Origin of the sequence: Streptomyces purpurogeneiscleroticus (assembly GCF_020024005.1) — a bacterium.
Classification (GTDB): Bacteria; Actinomycetota; Actinomycetes; order Streptomycetales; family Streptomycetaceae; genus Streptomyces; species Streptomyces purpurogeneiscleroticus.
Genome location: NZ_NHSG01000091.1, coordinates 18,337 through 34,846 on the forward strand (window position 1 = coordinate 18,337; position 16,510 = coordinate 34,846).

Below are 16,510 nucleotides of genomic sequence, written 5' to 3' on the forward strand. Positions count from 1 at the left end.
CCATGACGTCTCCCGTGCTGAACCTCGCCGCCCTCCCCCGCATCCCGGAGCACCTGCGGCCGCCCGTCGATCCCCGCGAGCTGCGCCCCCGTATCGTCCACTTCGGACTCGGCGCCTTCCACCGCGCTCACCAGGCCGTTTACACCGAGAACGCCGCTGCCCGCTCCGGTGAGCCGTGGGGTATCGCCGTCGTGGCGCCGCGCTCGGCCCGGACCGCGGCAGCGCTGCGGGCCCAGGACTGTCTGTACTCGATGACCGAGCTGCGCGCGGCGGACACCGTCACCCGTGCCGTCGGTTCGGTCGTCGAGGCACTGGGGATGGGCCCGGACGCCGCACGGGTCGACGCGCTGCTCGCCGACCCCGAGGTGTCCGTGGTGACCCTGACGATCACCGAGAAGGGCTACTACCGCAGCCATGGCACGGGCGCCCTGGACACCGCGGCGCCGGAGATCGCCGCCGACCTCGCGGCGGGCGCCGCGGGCCCGCTCACCACCGTCGTCGGGCGGCTCGCCGCCGGGCTCGCCGGGCGGATGCGCGCGGGCGGCGCCCCGGTCACCGTCGTCTCCTGCGACAACATGGCCGCCAACGGTGCCGCGCTCGGCCGCGTCGTACGGGACTTCGTCGCGGCCGCGCCGTGGCCGGACCGGCAGGCCGTACTGGACTGGATGGCGGCCTCGGTCGCCTTCCCCTCGACCATCGTGGACCGCATCGTGCCCGCGACCACCGAAGCGGACCTGCGCGCGGCCCGCGCCGCGCTCGGCGTGCACGACGCGCTGCCGGTCGTCGGCGAGCCGTACCGGCAGTGGGTCCTCACGGACTCCTTCGCCGGGGCGCGGCCGCCCTGGGAACTGAACGGCGCGCTCTTCGTCCCGGACGTCGTGCCGTACCAGCTCACCAAGTTGCGGCTGCTGAACGGCTCCCACTCGGCGCTGGCCTACCTCGGCGCCGCGGCGGGCCGCACGACGATCGCGGACGCGCTGGCGACCGGCTGGGCCGAGCGCCTCGTCCGTGCCCTGTGCGCCGAGGTCGCCCCGACGCTGCCCGCGGGCGGCCCCGACCCGGCGGCCTACGCGGACGACCTGGTCGAGCGGTTCCGCAACCCCGGTGTGCGGCACCTGCTCCGGCAGATCGGCTCCGACGGGTCCCTGAAGATCCCGGAACGGTGGCTCGACGCGCTGCGCACGCTGCGCGCCGCCGCCACCGCCACTCCGGTGCTCGAACTCGCCCTCGCGGCCTGGGCGAACGCCACCCGCCCCGCCGACGACGGCGGGCAGCTCTTCGGTACGACCGACCCCGCGGCCGCCGCGCTGGGCCGCTGCTGGCACGAGGCACCGGACGACGCGGACGCGGTCCGCCGGCTGCTGGGTGTCCTCGGCGCGGCGGACCTGGCCGGGGACGGGGCGCTCGTCTCCGCCGTCGCCGCACGGCTCCCCGCGCTGCGGGCCGGCCGGATCGAGGTCTGACACCCCGCCGGCCGAGGCCGGGCGCCCCGGAGCGTCCGCCCCTTTTCACTGCGCCGCCCCCCACACTTCCCACGCAGTCGGAGAACAACGGAGTTCACCCATGACGGACACCACACAGGCGGAGCCGGACGGCACCGTCGGAAGAACGACGCGCGACCTCACCAGAGCAGCCGTCTCCGGCTGGCTCGGCACGGCCATGGAATTCATGGACTTCCAGCTCTACTCGCTGGCGGCCGCCATCGTCTTCAACAAGATCTTCTTCCCCGACGTCAGCCCCGCGATCGGGCTGATCGCCGCCATGGCGACCTACGGCGTCGGCTACGTCGCCCGGCTCGCCGGCGCCCTGTACTTCGGGCGGATGGGCGACCGCATCGGCCGAAAGAAAGTCCTCTTCCTCACCATCCTCCTGATGGGCGCGTCGACCACGCTGATCGGTGTGCTCCCGCCGTACAGCATGATCGGCATCCTCGCCCCGATCCTGCTGGTCGCCCTGCGGCTCGTCCAGGGCTTCGGCGCGGGCGCCGAGATCGCCGGGGCCACGGTCATGCTCGCCGAGTACGCGCCCGTGAAGCGCCGCGGCCTGATCTCCTCGCTGGTCTCCCTCGGCACCAACTCCGGCACTCTGGCCGCCTCCGGCCTGTGGGCGATACTGCTCGCCGTGCTGAGCGAGGAGCAGCTCGTCTCCTGGGGCTGGCGACTGCCCTTCCTGCTGAGCTTCGGCCTCATGGTCTTCGCGGTCTGGCTGCGCCGGAACCTCAAGGAGAGCCCGGTCTTCGAGGAGCGGCCCGACGTCGTGGACGGCGTGGCCATGTCCCGCGCCGAGGCCGCCGCGGCGGTGGCGGACAAGGCCGTCGAGCCGGAGCGCGAGAGCGTCATCGAGGCCGGTCTCCGGCAGCGCAAGGGCAAGGCGTTCTTCCTCGCGCTCGGCCTGCGGTTCGGGCAGGCCGGCAACTCCGGCCTGGTGCAGACGTTCCTCGTCGGCTACATCGCCACCACGCTGGGCGCCGACCGGTCCGTCCCGACCGACGCCATCGTGTACGGCTCGTTGCTGGGCTTCGCCACCGTGCCGCTGGTCGGGCTGCTCGGCGACCGCTTCGGCCGCCGCCCGGTCTATCTCGCCCTCACCGTGCTGACCATCCTGCTCGCCTTCCCGGTGATGTTCCTCATCGCCTCGGGCACCACGGCCGGGGTGACGGTCGGCATGATCGTCGGGCTCAACGTCGGCGTCCTCGGCCTCTTCTCGCTGGAGAGCGTCACGATGGCCGAACTGTTCGGCGCGCGGACCCGGTTCACCCAGCTCGCGCTGGCCAAGGAGATCGGCGGCATCCTCGCCACCGCCATCGGCCCGGTCGTCGCGGCCACCCTCACCGCCGTCACCGGCAGCTGGTGGCCGATCGCAGCGATGCTGGTCGGCTACTCGCTCATCACCCTGGTGTCCGTCGTCCTCGCCCCCGAATCGCGCGGGCGTGACCTGGTGCGTCTGGAGGACGCGGTATGAAGTCGGTTGTCGTGCACGGTCCCGGTGACCTCCGGATCGACGAACGCCCGGACCCGGTGCCGGGTGCGGGAGAGGTGCTCCTCGCCATGGAGTGGGGCGGCGTCTGCGGCTCCGACGTGGGCTACTGGAAGCACGGCGGAACCGGGACGGCCGTGCTCAAGGACCCGCTGGTCCTCGGGCACGAGGTCGCCGGCCGGATCGCCGCGCTCGGCAAGGGCGTCACCGGCCTGACGGAGAGTCAGCCGGTCACCGTCCACCCGGCGACGCCGGTCGGCGACGAGCCCCTGCCCGACCGGCTCGCCGGCCGCACCAACCTCCACCCCCGCGTCCGCTACTTCGGGTCGGCGGCCCTCCATCCGCACACCGACGGCGGGTTCAGCGAGTACCGCGTGGTCCGCGCGGCGCAGATCCGGCCGCTCCCGGAGAACGTGACCACCGAACACGGCGCCCTCGCCGAGCCGCTCGCGGTGGCGATGCACGCCGTGCACCGCGCCGGGGACGTGCGCGGGAAGACGGTACTGGTCAACGGCGCGGGGCCGATCGGCGCGCTGGTGGTGGCCGCCGCGAAGCACCGCGGGGCCGCAGCGGTGATAGCCGCCGACCTCTCCGCCGCGTCGCTCTGCGTAGCGCGGGCCATGGGCGCGGACGAGACGGTCGACCTCGGCAGCGGCGCGGCCCTCCCGGAGGACGTCGAGCTGGTCTTCGAGGCTTCGGGCGCCGCGGCCGCGCTCGGCCCGGTGCTGCGCGCGACCGCGCGCGGCGGCACCGTCGTGCAGGTCGGCAACCTCCCCGGCGCGGCGGTCCCCGCGGCGCTCGGGGACCTCGTCACGCGGGAGATCACCTGGATCGGCTCGTACCGCTTCGTCGAGGAGATCGACGACGCGCTCCTCGCCATGCACCAGGGCCTCGACGTGTCACCGGTCATCAGCCACCGCTTCGGCATCGACCGGGCGGCCGAGGCGCTGGCCGTCGCCGCCGACCGGACGAGCGGCAGCAGCAAGGTCATGCTGCGGCTGGCCGCCGCGCCGCCCGGCGCCGTGTGACGCCCCGGACCGTCCGGCACCATGAAAGTGCCGGACGGTCCGGAACGGAGCGGGAGGAGGTGCACGGCGGATGCCACCGGAAAGTACGGGACCGGGACCGGTCCTGGCCGTGCTCGTCGGGCTCCAGGCGTCCGGGAAGACCACCTTCTACGAGCAGCACCTCGCCGGCCGCCACACCCTGGTGAGCAAGGACCGCTTCCCCCGCTCGGCCCGGAACAAGCAGACACGGCAGATGCGCCTGGTCGCGGAGGCGCTGGCCGCCGGACGGCCGGTGGCGGTCGACAACACCAATCCGACGCCGGCGGAGTGGGATCCGCTGGTGGCCATGGGCCACGCGTACGGCGCACCGGTGACGGCGTACTGGTTTCCGCCGGACCTCGCGGGCTCCCTGCGCCGCAACGCCGCGCGGGAAGGCCGGGACCGGGTCCCCGAGGTCGGTGTCCGCGCCACCTGGCGGCGGCTGCGCAGGCCGTCGCCGGCGGACGGGTTCGATGCCGTACTGGAGGTGCGGTTCGACGGCCGCGGCGGATTCACGGTACGGCCGGCCCGCGACTGAATTCCTCGCGGGCTCAGCGCACCAGCCGCTCCACGAAGGCCAGCGAGCGGGTGAAGATCTCCGTCACCTGCTCGTCGGACGCCCCGTACCAGCCGTGGTCGGCGCCGGGCACCGTCCACAGGTCGACCGATGCGCGGGCCGCCTCCAGCCGGGCGGCAAGGGCATGGCTGTGACCGTCGGCCACCATGGTGTCCTCGTCGCCGTGCACCAGCAGGAAGGGCGGGGCGCCCGCGTGGGCGTGTGTCACGGGACTGGCCGCGCGGGCGAGACCGGGCACGGTGGCGGGCGCCGCACCCAGCAGCGCGGCTTCCGGCGTGGCCGCGTCGTGCGGGTCCCAGCCGCGGCGCGCGGTGGTCAGGTCGCTCGGGCCGTACCAGATGACGGCACCCGCCGGGGCGGGCCCTGCGTGCCGCGGGGCCGAGGCGGTGAGGGCCAGGAGGGAAGCGAGATGGCCGCCGGCGGACTCGCCCCACACCACCGTCCGCGCGGTGTCGATGCCCAGCTCGGCGGAGCGCAGCGCGAGCCAGCGCAGGGCGGCGCGCAGGTCGTCCAGCGGCGCGGGGAAGTGTGCCTCGCCGGAGAGGCGGTAGTCGGCGCAGGCGACCGCGATGCCCGCGGCGGCGATCCGCGCGAAGGGGCCGGGCTCCCAGTCCCGCAGCCGCATCCCCATGTCGTCCCGCCGGCCGATGCGCCAGGCGCCGCCGTGCACGTACAGCACCAGCGGCACCGGACCGCCGGCCGGCTCCTCGGGCAGCCACAGGTCCAGCTCCAGGGGGCGAGCGCCCGCCGGTACGGCATACGGGACGCCGCGCAGCAGCCGCACGCCGGGGGCGCAGTGCGCTGCGGGCGGCAGCGGGGCGACCTCGGGCGCGGGCGCCGCGATCAGCGCGCGCAGCGCGGCGCTCACCGGGTGCGCCACTGGTGGTCGGGCAGGAACCGGACGTCGAACTCCTGCGGCACGGTGCCGAACTTCTCGGGCGCGGGGATCACGGGCTCGTGCGGCAGGCCCAGCTGCTCGGCGGGCGCGCCGAGGTTCTCGAAGAACCGCTCGAAGGTGCCGCCGGGACCGGCCGCGACGCCGACGACCTGGCTGTGATGGCGCTCCATGCGGTAGGCGTGCGCGCAGTTCTTCGGTACGAAGCCGAAGTCGCCGGTGGTCAGCAGCTTCTCCTGCTGCTCGCCCTCGGTGTCCTCGACGAACAGCCGGACGGCGCCCGCGGTGATGTAGAAGACCTCGTGGGTGTCGGCGTGCACATGGGCCGGGATGATGTCGCCCTTGGGACCCTCGACCGTGAAGAAGTTGAAGGTGTTCTCGGTCTGCTCGCCGCCCGTGTAGATGGTGATCAGGTCGCCGAACAGGTGGGCGCGGTCGCCCTCGCCCTTCTCGATGAAGTAGGGCTTGCCCGGCTCGGCGGGGATGCGCGAGGCGCGCCGGTAGCGGGTGGCGTACTCAAAAGTCATCGGTTCTCCCGGAGGCGTACGGCATCCATGTCAGGCAGCCTGACATGCATTACGTCAGGTAGCCTGACACCGATGGACATCAGCCGCAACCTCCCCCAGCTGCTCGGCGAGGCCCGCAACTGGTTCGACCAGGCCCTCCTGGCGGCCATGGGCGACGACAGCACCCCGCCGGTCTCCCCCACCCAGCTCCAGCTCTTCGCCGTACTGGACGAGGACGGCACCACCGTGTCCGAGCTGGCCCGCCGGATGGGCGTCACCCGGCAGACCGCCCACCAGGCGGTGCACAGCCTGGTCGCCGCCGGCCTGCTGGAACAGGCATCCCACCCCGCCTCCGCCCGGCAGCGGCTGATCCGCCGCACACCGGAGGGCGCCCGCGCGCACGGCAGGGCACTGCGCACGCTGGAGCGGCTGGAGCAGGAGCTGGCCGAGCGCATCGGCCGCGAAACGGTCGACGCGCTCCGGGCCGCGCTGGAAATGCCGTGGGGGGACCCGCCGGCTGCCGGGTGAGCCGCCGCGGACGGCCGGCGGAGCGGCATACTGGGCGAGCATCCCGTGCCGCGCGTTCCCGCTTCCCCTGGAGCAGGCCATGGCCAAGCTGCTGTACTCCGCGACCATGTCGCTGGACGGCTTCATCACCGGCCCCGACGGGGACATGTCCTGGCTGACCCGCTACTTCGGGCCCGGCCCGACGGTGAACCGGCTCATCAGGGAAACCGGTGCCCTGCTCATCGGCAACCGCACCTTCCGCGGCGACGATCCGTACAAGGGCACGCCCCAGGAGGGCGAGCCGTTCGGCGGCGGCTGGGAAGGACCGCAGTTCGTGCTCACGCACCACGCGCCGGAGACCGCCGTGCCCGGCATCACCTTCGTCGGCGACCTCGGCAGCGGTATCGCCGCGGCCAAGACCGCCGCCGGCGAGAAGGAGTACGTCAACGTCCTCGGCGCCGACGTCGCGAAGCAGTGCCTCGCCGCGGGCGCACTCGACGAGATCTTCGTGAGCATCGTCCCCGTACTGCTCGGCGACGGCGTCCGGCTGTTCGACCAGCCGGGAGGAGCGAACGTCCCGCTCGAACGCATCGAGCTCACCCGGACACCGCAGGCGACGAACCTTTGGCTGCGCGTCGTCCGGTGAGTTCCCCGTCCGCGGCGTAAGACCTGGGCTTTCAGGGGTGCTTACAGGGGTGCGGTGGGCTGTTCTGCGCGGTCCACCAGGCGGGCCAGCTCCAACCGGGAGCGTACGCCCAGGGCCGCGAAGATGTTGCGCAGATGGTGGTCGACGGTGCGCGGGCTCACGGACAGGCGCACCGCGATCTCCCGGTTGGTGGCGCCCTCCGCCACACAGCGGGCGATCCGCAGCTGCTGCGGGGTGAGTCCGGCGAGCGGTGCCGGGCGGCCGGCGGATGGCGCTTCCCCGGTGGCGCGCAGTTCGGCGCGGGCCTGCTCGGTCCAGGCGCGCGCCCCGCACCCCTCGAAGGCGACCAGCGCGTCCCGCAGCAGCCCCCTGGCCGGGCCGGGCCGGCGTCTGCGCCGCAGCCATTTGCCGTGCAGGAGCAGGGTCCGGGCGCGCTCGAAGTCGTTGATGGTGTCGTCGTGGTGAGCGCGGGCCGCCTCGAAGTACGCGTCGGCCGCGGCCGCGTCGCGCCCCTCGGCTCCGGCTCCGGATCCCGCCCCGGCTCCGGCCAGCAGTGCGCGGCAGCGGGCCAGTTGCGCCGGGGCCGCGGGGTCGGCGCCGAGAGCGGCCCAGACCGCGAACTCCTCGACGGCGGTACGCGCCGCGCCGGGCGTACCCGCCTGCACCACCGCCTCGGTGTAGCAGGGCACGGCCAGCATGCGTACGGCGAAGTGGCCCTGCCGGGGCCCGGGCCGCACCAGCGGGCCGAGCCGGGCGGCGGCCTCGTCCACGCGGCCGGCGCCCAGGTCGGCCCTGGCCAGCGCCCAGCGGACGAGCGTGGACACCTGGACCAGCCCGTGCGCGCCGGCGACGGCACCGGCCGCCGTCGCGTGCGCGGTCAGCGCCTCGGTGTCGCCCTCGACGGAGGCCACGAGGGCGAGGATCGCGTGCTGATGGGCCGCGATGTTGCGCTGTCCGGTGAGGTGCGCGGTGCGCAGCCCTTCCTCGGCGTGCACGCGGGCCCGTGGGTGCCGGCCGGCGCGCAGCTCCCCGTATGCCAGGTGCTCCAGGGCCTGCGGTACGAGCGTGGTGCGGCCGAGCGCGCGGGCGGCCGCGAGGGCGCGCGCGTTGACCCGGCAGGCCGCCGCGAGGTCGCCGACGACCAGCGCGGCGACCCCGGCCCGCAGCAGCACCTCGGGGTCCTCGGCGCGCCCGGACCGCGCGAGCAGTCGCCGCAGCGGCCCGACGCCCGCGCCGAGCCGCCCGCTCAGTACGGCGGCCATACCGGCCCGGTAGTCGTCGAGAGTGTCGGGAGCCCCGCCTCCCGGGCCGCCGGGGTCCATGCCTCCCGAGGCGCCGACCGCCACGCCTCCCCGGGCGCCGGCCTCCACGCCCTCCGGTGCCTCGCCGATCGCCTCCACATAAGCCGCCGCGTCCCCCATCGCCCAGGCCGCTTCCATGGCCGCGAGCCGGGCCGTCAGGGCGGCGGCGGCATCGTGAGGGCCGAGCAGGCCGGCCGCGAGGAGGAGCTCTTCGCGGGCGTCGGCGACCGGGCCGTCGCGCAACGACAGCAGCCCGTGGACGAGTTCGGCCCGGCCGCGGACCGGCGCCGCGGCGGGTAGCGCGCGGACGGGGGCGAGCAGGGCGCGCGCCCGGTCGGGCCGGCCGGCGAAACGGGCGTGGTCGGCCGCCTCGGTCAGCCGGGTGGCACGGTCGGTGCCGTGCCCGGTGAGGCGCGCCGCGACGGCCAGGGCCACCGCGCGCTCGTCATGAGAGACGTGCGGCCCGGCGGTCCGCGCCGCGGCGGCCAGCCGCCCGGCGAGGCCGGGATCGGGCCCGTCGGCCGCCAGGGCGCCGTGCAGCAGGCCCGGCAGCCGGTCCCGGTCGGCCGCGCTCACCGACGCCAGCAGCGCGTGGGCCGCCCGGCGCCGGGCGAGCGGCACGGCCTCGTACAGGGCCCGGCGCAGCACCTCACTGTCGAAGTGGATCCGCTCCCCCGCGGTGCGGACCAGGCCCGCCGTCTCCGCCGGTTCCAGCGCGGCCGCTCCGAGCCCGGCGGCCGCGGCGGCCCGCAGGACGAGGGCCGCGTCGGCGCCGGGCCCGTCGGGATGCTGCTCCTGCGCGGCCGCGGCCAGCAGCAGGAGCCGGCGGGTGCCCTCGGGGAGGTCGTCGGGCAGGCCGGCCGCGGCGAGCCTGCCCAACGGGCCGAGCGTCACCCGCCGGTGCGGGGGATTCGCTCCGGGCACGGTCTTCGGTCCGGTCACGACCGCCACGTTACTGGCGCGTAAACGCTCACGGAACCCCTCCGTCCCCGGTGCCCCGCGGGCGGGATCAGGATGTGTGCGGGCAGTTGCCCCGGTACTCCTCGATCGTCGTGCTCGGCCGCGGCAGCGGGCAGAGGAACTGCTCGTAGCGGGTGTCGTTGTCGATGAACCGCTTGAGCCACGAAATGCTGTACTTCGCGATCGTCGTGTTGGAGGTGTTCGGGGTGAAGTGCGTCGCGTTGTTCAGCTCCAGGTACGCCTTGTCGAGCGAGCCGGGCAGGCTCTCGTAGAACGGCTCGGAGTGCGTCGCGACCGGCGCGACGCTGTCGCCGTCGGCGCCGACGACGAGCGTCGGTGTGCTGATCTCCGGCCAGGTCTTGTCGAGGTTCCAGCCGGTCAGCGGGATCGCGGCCTGCAGGGACGGGCGGCTCTTGGCGGCCTCCAGCGAGCCGCCGCCGCCCATCGAGTGACCCATGACGCCGAGCCTGCTGCTGTCGATCCGGTCGCGGACGGAGCTGCGCTGCGTCAAGTAGTCCAGCGCGGCGAGGAGTTGGCGGCCCCGGCTGTCGGGCTGGTCGAGCGTGGTGTTGGTGTCGATGGTGAACACGACGAAGCCCTGGGAGGCCAGCCGCGGGCCGAGCCAGGCGATGGACGACTGGTACGCGGTGTAGCCGGGCGAGATGGCGACGGCGCCGAAGGTCCCGTCGCTGGTCGAGGTCGGGTAGTAGATGGTGCCGCCGCCGAAGCCGGTGACGCTCAGGGAGGAGACGCTGGTCTGGGAGACGGCGTAGGGGCCGCGCGATGCCTCGATGCTGGCGACGGTGGGCTCGGGGCCGCGCTCGTACGGATTCTCCGCGGCCCCGGCCGGCCCGGCCTGCGCGGTGAGCAGGGTCCCCGCGGCCAGGAGGCCGGCCAGCCCCCACCGCGTCAGCCGGGTTCTGAGCCGGCTGCTCCCCTGCCGTTCCGGGATGCGCACGGACACACTGGTGTGCTGCTGCACGACGGTTCCTCTCGGTAACGGTCACTGACGACCGTCACTTTCGCGCCGTGCAGCCCCTTCGCACATCGGCAGAATCACCGGTCTCGGCAACCGGCGGGAATGCAGACGATTCCGGCGTGCGTCGGGGTCAGGCGTTGAAGTACGTCTTCGTCTCCTCGGGGCCGAGCTTCTGCCACAGGGCGAGGGAGCGTTCCTGGATGTCGAGCAGCGGGACGTCCGCCTCCGCGGCCAGGGCCCGCATCGCAGCCGGGTATGCGCCGTGCGTGGGCAGGGCGTTGCCCCCGGCGTCGAACTTGCGGCGCTCCACGGAGGTGGGCTCGCGAGGGCGGCCGGGGCCGCGGCGAGCGCGAGCGGAAGGCCCGCGAGCGCCGCGGCCACCTGGCGCCGCGTGACGGTCACTTGTTCTGCTGCTTCCACTCGGCCTGGGCCGTGTCGAGCTGGTCGGCCAAGGAGGCCAGGAAGTCCTTCGGTGTCGTCTTGCCGAGCAGCACCTTCTGGAAGGCGGGCTCGTTGTCGGCCTTGGAGAGGGTGTTCCAGTCGGGCAGGTAGTACGGCAGGTCGACGATCTTCGTGTGGTCGCTGTTCAGCGCCTCGGCGCCGAGCCTGGTGGTCTCGGACTTCTGCACCCAGTCGTCCTCGGCCGCGTCGAGGTGGGACGGGATGGTGCCGGCCGACTCGCTCCACTTGCTGTTGGATTCGTGCGAGGCGGCGAATTCGATGAACTTCCAGGCAGCGGCCTTGTTCTTGCCGGACTTGAAGAGACCGAGCCCGTCGACCGGGTTGGACACCATCACCCGGGTGCCGTCGTCCAGTGTGGGGTTCGGTATGCCGCGGAACTTCTTCGTGCCGAGCGCCTTCACATGGTCCTGGTAGGAGCCCATGTTGTGGTTGAGCATGCCGATCTCGCCGCTGTCCCACTGGGCGACCATCTTGGTGAAGTCGTTGTTGATGTCGGCGGCGGGGGTGTTCTTCTTGTAGAGCGCGACGTACTTCTCCAGCGCCGCGACGTTCTTCGGGTCGTCGACGGTGGTGTGCAGGCCGTCCTTCTCCCAGAAGCTGGTGATGCCGGACTGGCCGTACATCGCGTCCAGCGCCTGGGCGATGGAGCCGGCACCGCCGCGGATGGTGTAGCCGAACTTGTTGGCCCGCTTGTCGGTGAGCTTCTCGGCCGCCTCGTAGAACGCCGACCAGGTGGTGGGCGCGGGCAGCCCCGCGGCCTTGAACAGGTCGGTGCGGTAGTACAGCACGCCATTGGTCGCGTGCATCGGGACGGTGTAGAGCTGCTTGCCGCCCGCCGCCGAGCGGACGCCCTCCACCATGCGCTCATTCAGCTTCCCGTGGAGCGCGCTGTCCTTGATGCGCCCGTCCAGCGGCTCCAGGGCGCCCTGGGCGCTGATACCGGCGAGCATCGCGGCGCCGATGCCGCCGACGTCGGGCAGGCCGCCGCCCTGGATGGCGGTGTCGTACTTGGACTGTGCCTCGGTGGCGGCGATCCCGACGTATTCGACGTCGATGTCGGGGTTCGCCTTCTCGAAGTCCTTGATGATCTCCTTCCAGATGTCGGTGCGTACGCCGCCGTTGTTGTCCCAGAAGGTGATCTTGCCCTTGCCGGAGCCCTCGGCGCCGGACTCGCCCGCGACGCCGCTGCCGTCGTCGCCGCAGGCGGTGGCGGTGAGCGCGAGCGCTGCGGTGAGGGCGAGTACGGCGGTCAGCCGGGAGTGTCCGCCCCTGCGGAGGTTGCTGTTCATGGTCGGCTCGTCTCTTCTCGTACGAAAGGGTGGTCAGCGGCGGTACGGGACCCAGCCGTCCGTGCCCGCCAGGTAGTCGGCCACCTCGTGGCGGGCGGCCTCCTCGGTGCTCAGCTGCGGCCGGTCGGCGGTGACCGCCGCGCCCGGGCCGTAATTCCGGTACTCGCTGAAGCGGGCGTCCCGCCAGGAGAAACCGCCCATGTCGGTCCACGGCGAAGCCTTGATCGCGGCGGACAGCTCGGTGTCCCGGACGAGGACCTGGCCGATCGCGTCGGGCTCGCCGCCCGGGTGCCACGGGCGGCCGAGGTGGAAGGTGCCGACGGGCGCGTCGCTGATGACGCGGGAGCCGGTGATGAGGAACCCGTACGGGTTGTTCTTCCAGGTCGAAGCGGCGGTGAGATAGCCGTTGTTGGTGGCCGAGCCGCGGCTCAGCGCCTTGATGAGCGAGTTCTCGATGACGGTGGTGGCGCGGCCGTAGAGGAAGTCGACGTCGCCCTCGACGTACGAGTCGCGCACGTACACCCGGCTGACCGTGTCGAGCCTCGGGCTGTCCGTCATCAAGGTGTCCTGATTGCCCTTGAAGGCGGTGTCCTCGAAGACGATCCGGTCGCCCGTCGTCTTCATGGCGAGCGCCTGTTCGCTGTTCAGGTCGTGCGCGGCCTCGTCGAAGTCGTTGACGACGGTGAGGTGACGCACCGTCACGTCGCGCGCGGCGATCAGTACGGTGGCGCTGCCGGACGAGCCGCCGTACTCGTTGGGCGTGTTGTACACGATCACGGTGTCCGCGCGGTCGTCACCGGTGCCGAGGAGGGTGAGGTCCGGCTTGGTGGCCGGGATCCGCACCTGCTCGCGGTAGGTTCCGGGCGCGAGGGCCAGCGTGACCCGGCCGTCGTTGCCGGCCGGCACTGCGTCGACCGCCGCCTGGACGGTGGGGTAATCGGCGGGGACGTGCAGGACGGTGTCGGTGCCGAGGCTGCGCTGCGGGCCGGAGAACTTCTTCACCAGCGCCGGCACGGCGGCGGCCGGGTCGAGCCGGTAGGGGTAGAAGGCGTGCGGGTCGAAGGCGGTGCCGCGGGTGTCGTGCCGTCCCGTGGTGTTTTTCAGCACGGAGCCGCGCTGCACCAACTCGGCGGTTTCATCGGCCTGGTGGGGGTGCTGGACGCCTTCGTAGTAGCTGTTCTCGATCACCATCTTCGTGCGGCCGCGCGCGTAGTTGCCGTACGACCACACCGGATCGCCGTCGTCGACCTGCGCGGAGAGGTAGTTGTTGTAGAGGTGCGCGTACGCGCAGTTGTCGGCGGACGGGTTGCGCTGTTTGGTACCGCGGAACCAGTTGTGGTCGATGGTGATCTGCGTCCGGACGTCATCGGTCCAGCCGATGCCGAACGCCTTGTTGTGGGTGTCGAAGCGGTTGTAGGAGACGGTGATGTACTCGCTGTTCTTGCGGACGTCGAGCAGTCCGTCGCCCATGTGCGTGAAGCGGTTGTGATCGATCCAGACGTGGTGCACGGAGTCCATCTGGATGGCGTCGAAGTCCGTGGTCTTGCCGTCCCAGTCGCCCTCCACATAGGAGTCGCGGATGGTGAGGTTGCGAATGATGACGTTGTGCGTGCCGGGGTTCAGATGCAGCTCGCCGTGGACGATCTCGCCGCTGGTGCCCACGCCGACAATCGTCTTGTCCGAGGCGACGTCGATGTCCGAGCCGAACGGCGCGACGTCGATGGCGGCGGCGACGCGGATGATGTACGGCTCGTCGGCGGCGGCGTACTTGGCCAGGTCGGCCTGGGTGCGGACGGTGACGACCTTGCCGCCCGCGCCGCCGGTGGTGCCGCCGGCGAGGGAGGCGAAGCCGTGCGGGCGGTCGTCGGACGGGCCTTGGGCGGCGGTGGTGTCCGGCGGGCGTGGTGGTTCAGCAGCCCCGGCGGGGGCCTGCGCCCCCAGGCCCAGGGCCGCCGCGAGGGCGGCCGTGACGGCCAGCACTCTGGTCGGCAAGCGCTTACTACGAAGGTACGGCATGGCGGCTCCCACAGGCGTACGGACGGAACGATGGCCTCAGTCGGCCGAGTTACAGGTGACGCGGAAGTGCGTGAACAGTGCGGCGCCGGGGCGGCTCGCGGCGGTGGGGGCCGTGGCGAAGAGGCCCAGCAGGGCGCCGACCCAACGCCACGGGGTGGCGGCGAAGACCTGCCCGCACGGTGTCCAGCCGTCCCCGGTGTCGGCGGCGAAGCGGCAGCGCGCGCCCGGTCCCACGGTGATCCGCAGCCGGGCCCGGCCGTCCGGCGCGTGCCGCGGATGCGCGGCGTCCCGCTCGCCCTCGGCCACGGCCTCCGCGAACCGGTGGACCAGCCGCACGGTGCCGTCCGCCGCGCGCTCCAGCCCGATCCAGCCGAAGGCGTCGCCGAGCACGGCGAGCCCGGCCTTGGCACCCGGCTCCGTGCTCTCCAGCCGCAGTTCGACCTCGGCGGTGGCGGGCCGCGCGGGCAGCCGCTGGGTGAGGATGTTCGGCAGCCGGCGCAGGTCGTGCGCGTCGGGGGTACGGACGCAGGTGAGCCGCAGGCCGTCGCCGCCGTGCGGGGGCGCCCAGCCGTCGGCAGGATTGGCGGTCCACTGCCACTGTCGGCCGAACCGCCCGCCGGGGAAGTCGTCGTCGGTGGCCGGAGCGGCGGGCGGCTGCGGCGGCAACGCCGGTTTCCGGTGGACGCGTACCGGTGTGCCGCCCGCCCCCATGACCGGCCAGTCCTCCGCGTCCCAGCGCATCGGCTGGAGATGCACGAGGCGCCCGTACGCCCCCCGCTCCTGGAAGTGCAGGAACCAGTCCTCGCCGGCCGGGGTGCGCACCCAGCCGCCCTGGTGCGGTCCGTTGACGTCGGTGTCCCCCTGCGCGAGGACGACGCGCTCCTCGTACGGGCCGAAGAAGCCGCGCGAGCGGAAGGCGCCCTGCCAGCCGGTCGCCACTCCCCCGGCGGGCGCAAAGATCCAGTACCAGCCGTTGTGCCGGTACAGCTTGGGGCCTTCGAGGGTGAACCAGCCGGGGATGCGGTCCGCGTCGACGAGGGTGGTGCCGTCGTCGAGCAGGCCGGTGGCGTCGGTCCGCATCCGGTGGCCGGTGAGCCGGTTCTTGATGCCGGAGCGGGATTTCGCCCAGGCGTGTACGAGGTACGCCTCGCCGGTCTCCGCGTCCCACAGCGGGCAGGGGTCGATCAGGCCCTTGCCCGCCTTGAGGAGGTGCGGCCGGGTCCAGGGGCCGCCTGCGTTCTCGGCGTTGACCTGGTAGATGCCGTGGTCGGGGTCGCCCCAGAAGATCCAGAGGCGGCCGTCGTGGTGCCGGATCGAGGGGGCCCACACGCCGCAGTCGTGGCGCGGTGCGGCGAAGGCCGCGGCCGGTTCGAGGCGGTCCAGCGCGTGGCCGATCAGGGTCCAGTTGACCAGGTCGCGGGAGTGCAGCAGGGGCAGCCCCGGGACGCGGCCGAAGCTGGAGGCGGTCAGGTAGTAGTCGTCGCCGACGCAGACGAGGTCGGGGTCGGACCAGTCGGCGGCGAGGACGGGATTGCGGTAGGTGCCGTCGCCACGGTCGGCTGAGAGCCAGGCAGCGTGCCCGTCGGTGGGGATCACGCCGTCACCGCCTTTCTCGCCAGCGCCGCGGCCTCGTCACGGTGCAGACGGCCGTCGGCGACCACCGTGACGATCCGGCGGACGACGGTGTCGCCCGGGGCGATCGGTAACCGCTCCCGGTAGGCCAGCGAGGAGCCGATACCCGGGTAGTCGGCGGTGCGCACGAACCAGGGGTCGTGGCGGGTCGGCCCGGTCGCGCCGGCGAAGACCAGCGTCCAGTCCCGCTGGGCGAGCGCCAGCCAGTCGGCGCGGCTCTCGTGCACGGCGGCCTCCCCTTCGGCGTCAGCGGTGAACACCTCGGGCAGGTCGGCCTCCTTGGGCGCACGCCAGAAGAAGCCGCCGTACGCGGCACCGGGGCGGCCGTGGGTCGCGGGGCTGCCCAGGGACAACGGGCCGGGGGTGGTGTTGGTCAGGGAGAAGGTGAAGTCCAACGCCCAGGCGGCGTTGTCCAGTTCGGTGGCCGCGACGGTACGTCGCTCGCGCAGCAGCTCGTGCTCCCCCGCGCTCCAGCTCAGCTCCTGTACGAAGCCGTCGGGGTCGCACAGGTTGAAGCCGGTGTGCCGCTGCACGCCGTGGTTGTCGAGCTCGGTCGGCCCCCGGTCGCGTACATACGTCCGGCCGCCCCAGAAGTTGTGCCCCGCCACGTCCGGGACCGCGACGCCCACGCCGAGGTGGTGCGGGTGGTCGGCGGGCATCAGCGCGGTGACGGGCGTGCCGCGCAGGGTGGTCACGGGGTGCAGGTAGGGGCGCGGGG

At 73.3% G+C, this 16,510-nt stretch carries 14 protein-coding genes and 1 pseudogene; 6 read left to right on the forward strand and 9 right to left on the reverse strand.

What is annotated here, in order from left to right:
• Positions 1-2: 2 nt before the first annotated feature.
• From CCS38_RS03135 to CCS38_RS03150, 4 genes are all read left to right on the forward strand, one after another.
• Positions 3-1,463, forward strand: coding sequence for a mannitol dehydrogenase family protein (locus CCS38_RS03135; RefSeq protein WP_223731634.1), 1,461 nt, complete (start codon positions 3-5; stop codon positions 1,461-1,463).
• 100 nt (positions 1,464-1,563) lie between these two features.
• The gene (locus CCS38_RS03140) at positions 1,564-2,961 is read left to right on the forward strand and encodes an MFS transporter (protein WP_223731635.1); all 1,398 of its coding nucleotides are present in this window, start codon (positions 1,564-1,566) and stop codon (positions 2,959-2,961) included.
• A complete protein-coding gene (locus CCS38_RS03145; protein WP_223731636.1) occupies positions 2,958-4,004 on the forward strand; it encodes an L-idonate 5-dehydrogenase in 1,047 nt (348 codons plus the stop codon). Before CCS38_RS03140 ends, CCS38_RS03145 begins: the two co-directional genes overlap by 4 nt.
• Positions 4,005-4,074: 70 nt before the next feature.
• Positions 4,075-4,560: an ATP-binding protein gene (locus tag CCS38_RS03150; protein ID WP_223731637.1), complete on the forward strand. Its 486-nt coding sequence runs from the start codon at positions 4,075-4,077 to the stop codon at positions 4,558-4,560.
• A gap of 13 nt (positions 4,561-4,573) precedes the next feature.
• On the opposite strand, the gene CCS38_RS03155 is transcribed toward CCS38_RS03150, so the two are convergent.
• Together CCS38_RS03155 and CCS38_RS03160 are read right to left on the reverse strand one after the other, a co-directional pair.
• Positions 4,574-5,467, reverse strand: a complete 894-nt coding sequence (locus CCS38_RS03155; protein ID WP_223731638.1) for an alpha/beta hydrolase — start codon at positions 5,465-5,467, stop codon at positions 4,574-4,576.
• The gene (locus CCS38_RS03160) at positions 5,464-6,021 is read right to left on the reverse strand and encodes a quercetin 2,3-dioxygenase (protein WP_223731639.1); all 558 of its coding nucleotides are present in this window, start codon (positions 6,019-6,021) and stop codon (positions 5,464-5,466) included. The genes CCS38_RS03155 and CCS38_RS03160 overlap by 4 nt, the downstream gene beginning before the upstream one ends.
• A gap of 72 nt (positions 6,022-6,093) precedes the next feature.
• On the opposite strand from CCS38_RS03160, the gene CCS38_RS03165 reads away from it, so the two are divergent.
• Positions 6,094-6,528 (forward strand): MarR family winged helix-turn-helix transcriptional regulator, encoded by a 435-nt coding sequence (locus CCS38_RS03165; RefSeq protein ID WP_223731640.1) that lies wholly within the window; start codon positions 6,094-6,096, stop codon positions 6,526-6,528.
• 79 nt (positions 6,529-6,607) lie between these two features.
• Positions 6,608-7,153, forward strand: coding sequence for a dihydrofolate reductase family protein (locus CCS38_RS03170; RefSeq protein WP_223731641.1), 546 nt, complete (start codon positions 6,608-6,610; stop codon positions 7,151-7,153).
• Positions 7,154-7,194: 41 nt separating this feature from the next.
• On the opposite strand, the gene CCS38_RS03175 is transcribed toward CCS38_RS03170, so the two are convergent.
• The 7 genes and pseudogenes from CCS38_RS03175 to CCS38_RS03205 all read right to left on the reverse strand — a co-directional run.
• Positions 7,195-9,396 (reverse strand): helix-turn-helix transcriptional regulator, encoded by a 2,202-nt coding sequence (locus CCS38_RS03175; RefSeq protein ID WP_308050656.1) that lies wholly within the window; start codon positions 9,394-9,396, stop codon positions 7,195-7,197.
• 67 nt (positions 9,397-9,463) lie between these two features.
• On the reverse strand, positions 9,464-10,396 hold the full coding sequence (gene bdeA, locus CCS38_RS03180) for a bis(hydroxyethyl) terephthalate hydrolase (RefSeq protein WP_372456975.1): 933 nt from the start codon (positions 10,394-10,396) through the stop codon (positions 9,464-9,466).
• A gap of 133 nt (positions 10,397-10,529) precedes the next feature.
• Positions 10,530-10,724: pseudogene (locus tag CCS38_RS03185) on the reverse strand (rhamnogalacturonan acetylesterase); the annotation flags it as partial.
• 67 nt (positions 10,725-10,791) lie between these two features.
• Positions 10,792-12,144, reverse strand: coding sequence for an ABC transporter substrate-binding protein (locus CCS38_RS03190; protein ID WP_223731642.1), 1,353 nt, complete (start codon positions 12,142-12,144; stop codon positions 10,792-10,794).
• A gap of 33 nt (positions 12,145-12,177) precedes the next feature.
• On the reverse strand, positions 12,178-14,160 hold the full coding sequence (locus tag CCS38_RS03195; protein WP_223731643.1) for a pectinesterase family protein: 1,983 nt from the start codon (positions 14,158-14,160) through the stop codon (positions 12,178-12,180).
• Positions 14,161-14,196: 36 nt separating this feature from the next.
• Positions 14,197-15,756, reverse strand: coding sequence for a glycoside hydrolase family 43 protein (locus CCS38_RS03200; RefSeq protein ID WP_223731644.1), 1,560 nt, complete (start codon positions 15,754-15,756; stop codon positions 14,197-14,199).
• A partial coding sequence (locus CCS38_RS03205; protein WP_223731645.1) for a DUF6807 domain-containing protein occupies positions 15,753-16,510 on the reverse strand: 758 nt, incomplete at its 5' end. The genes CCS38_RS03205 and CCS38_RS03200, both read right to left, overlap by 4 nt.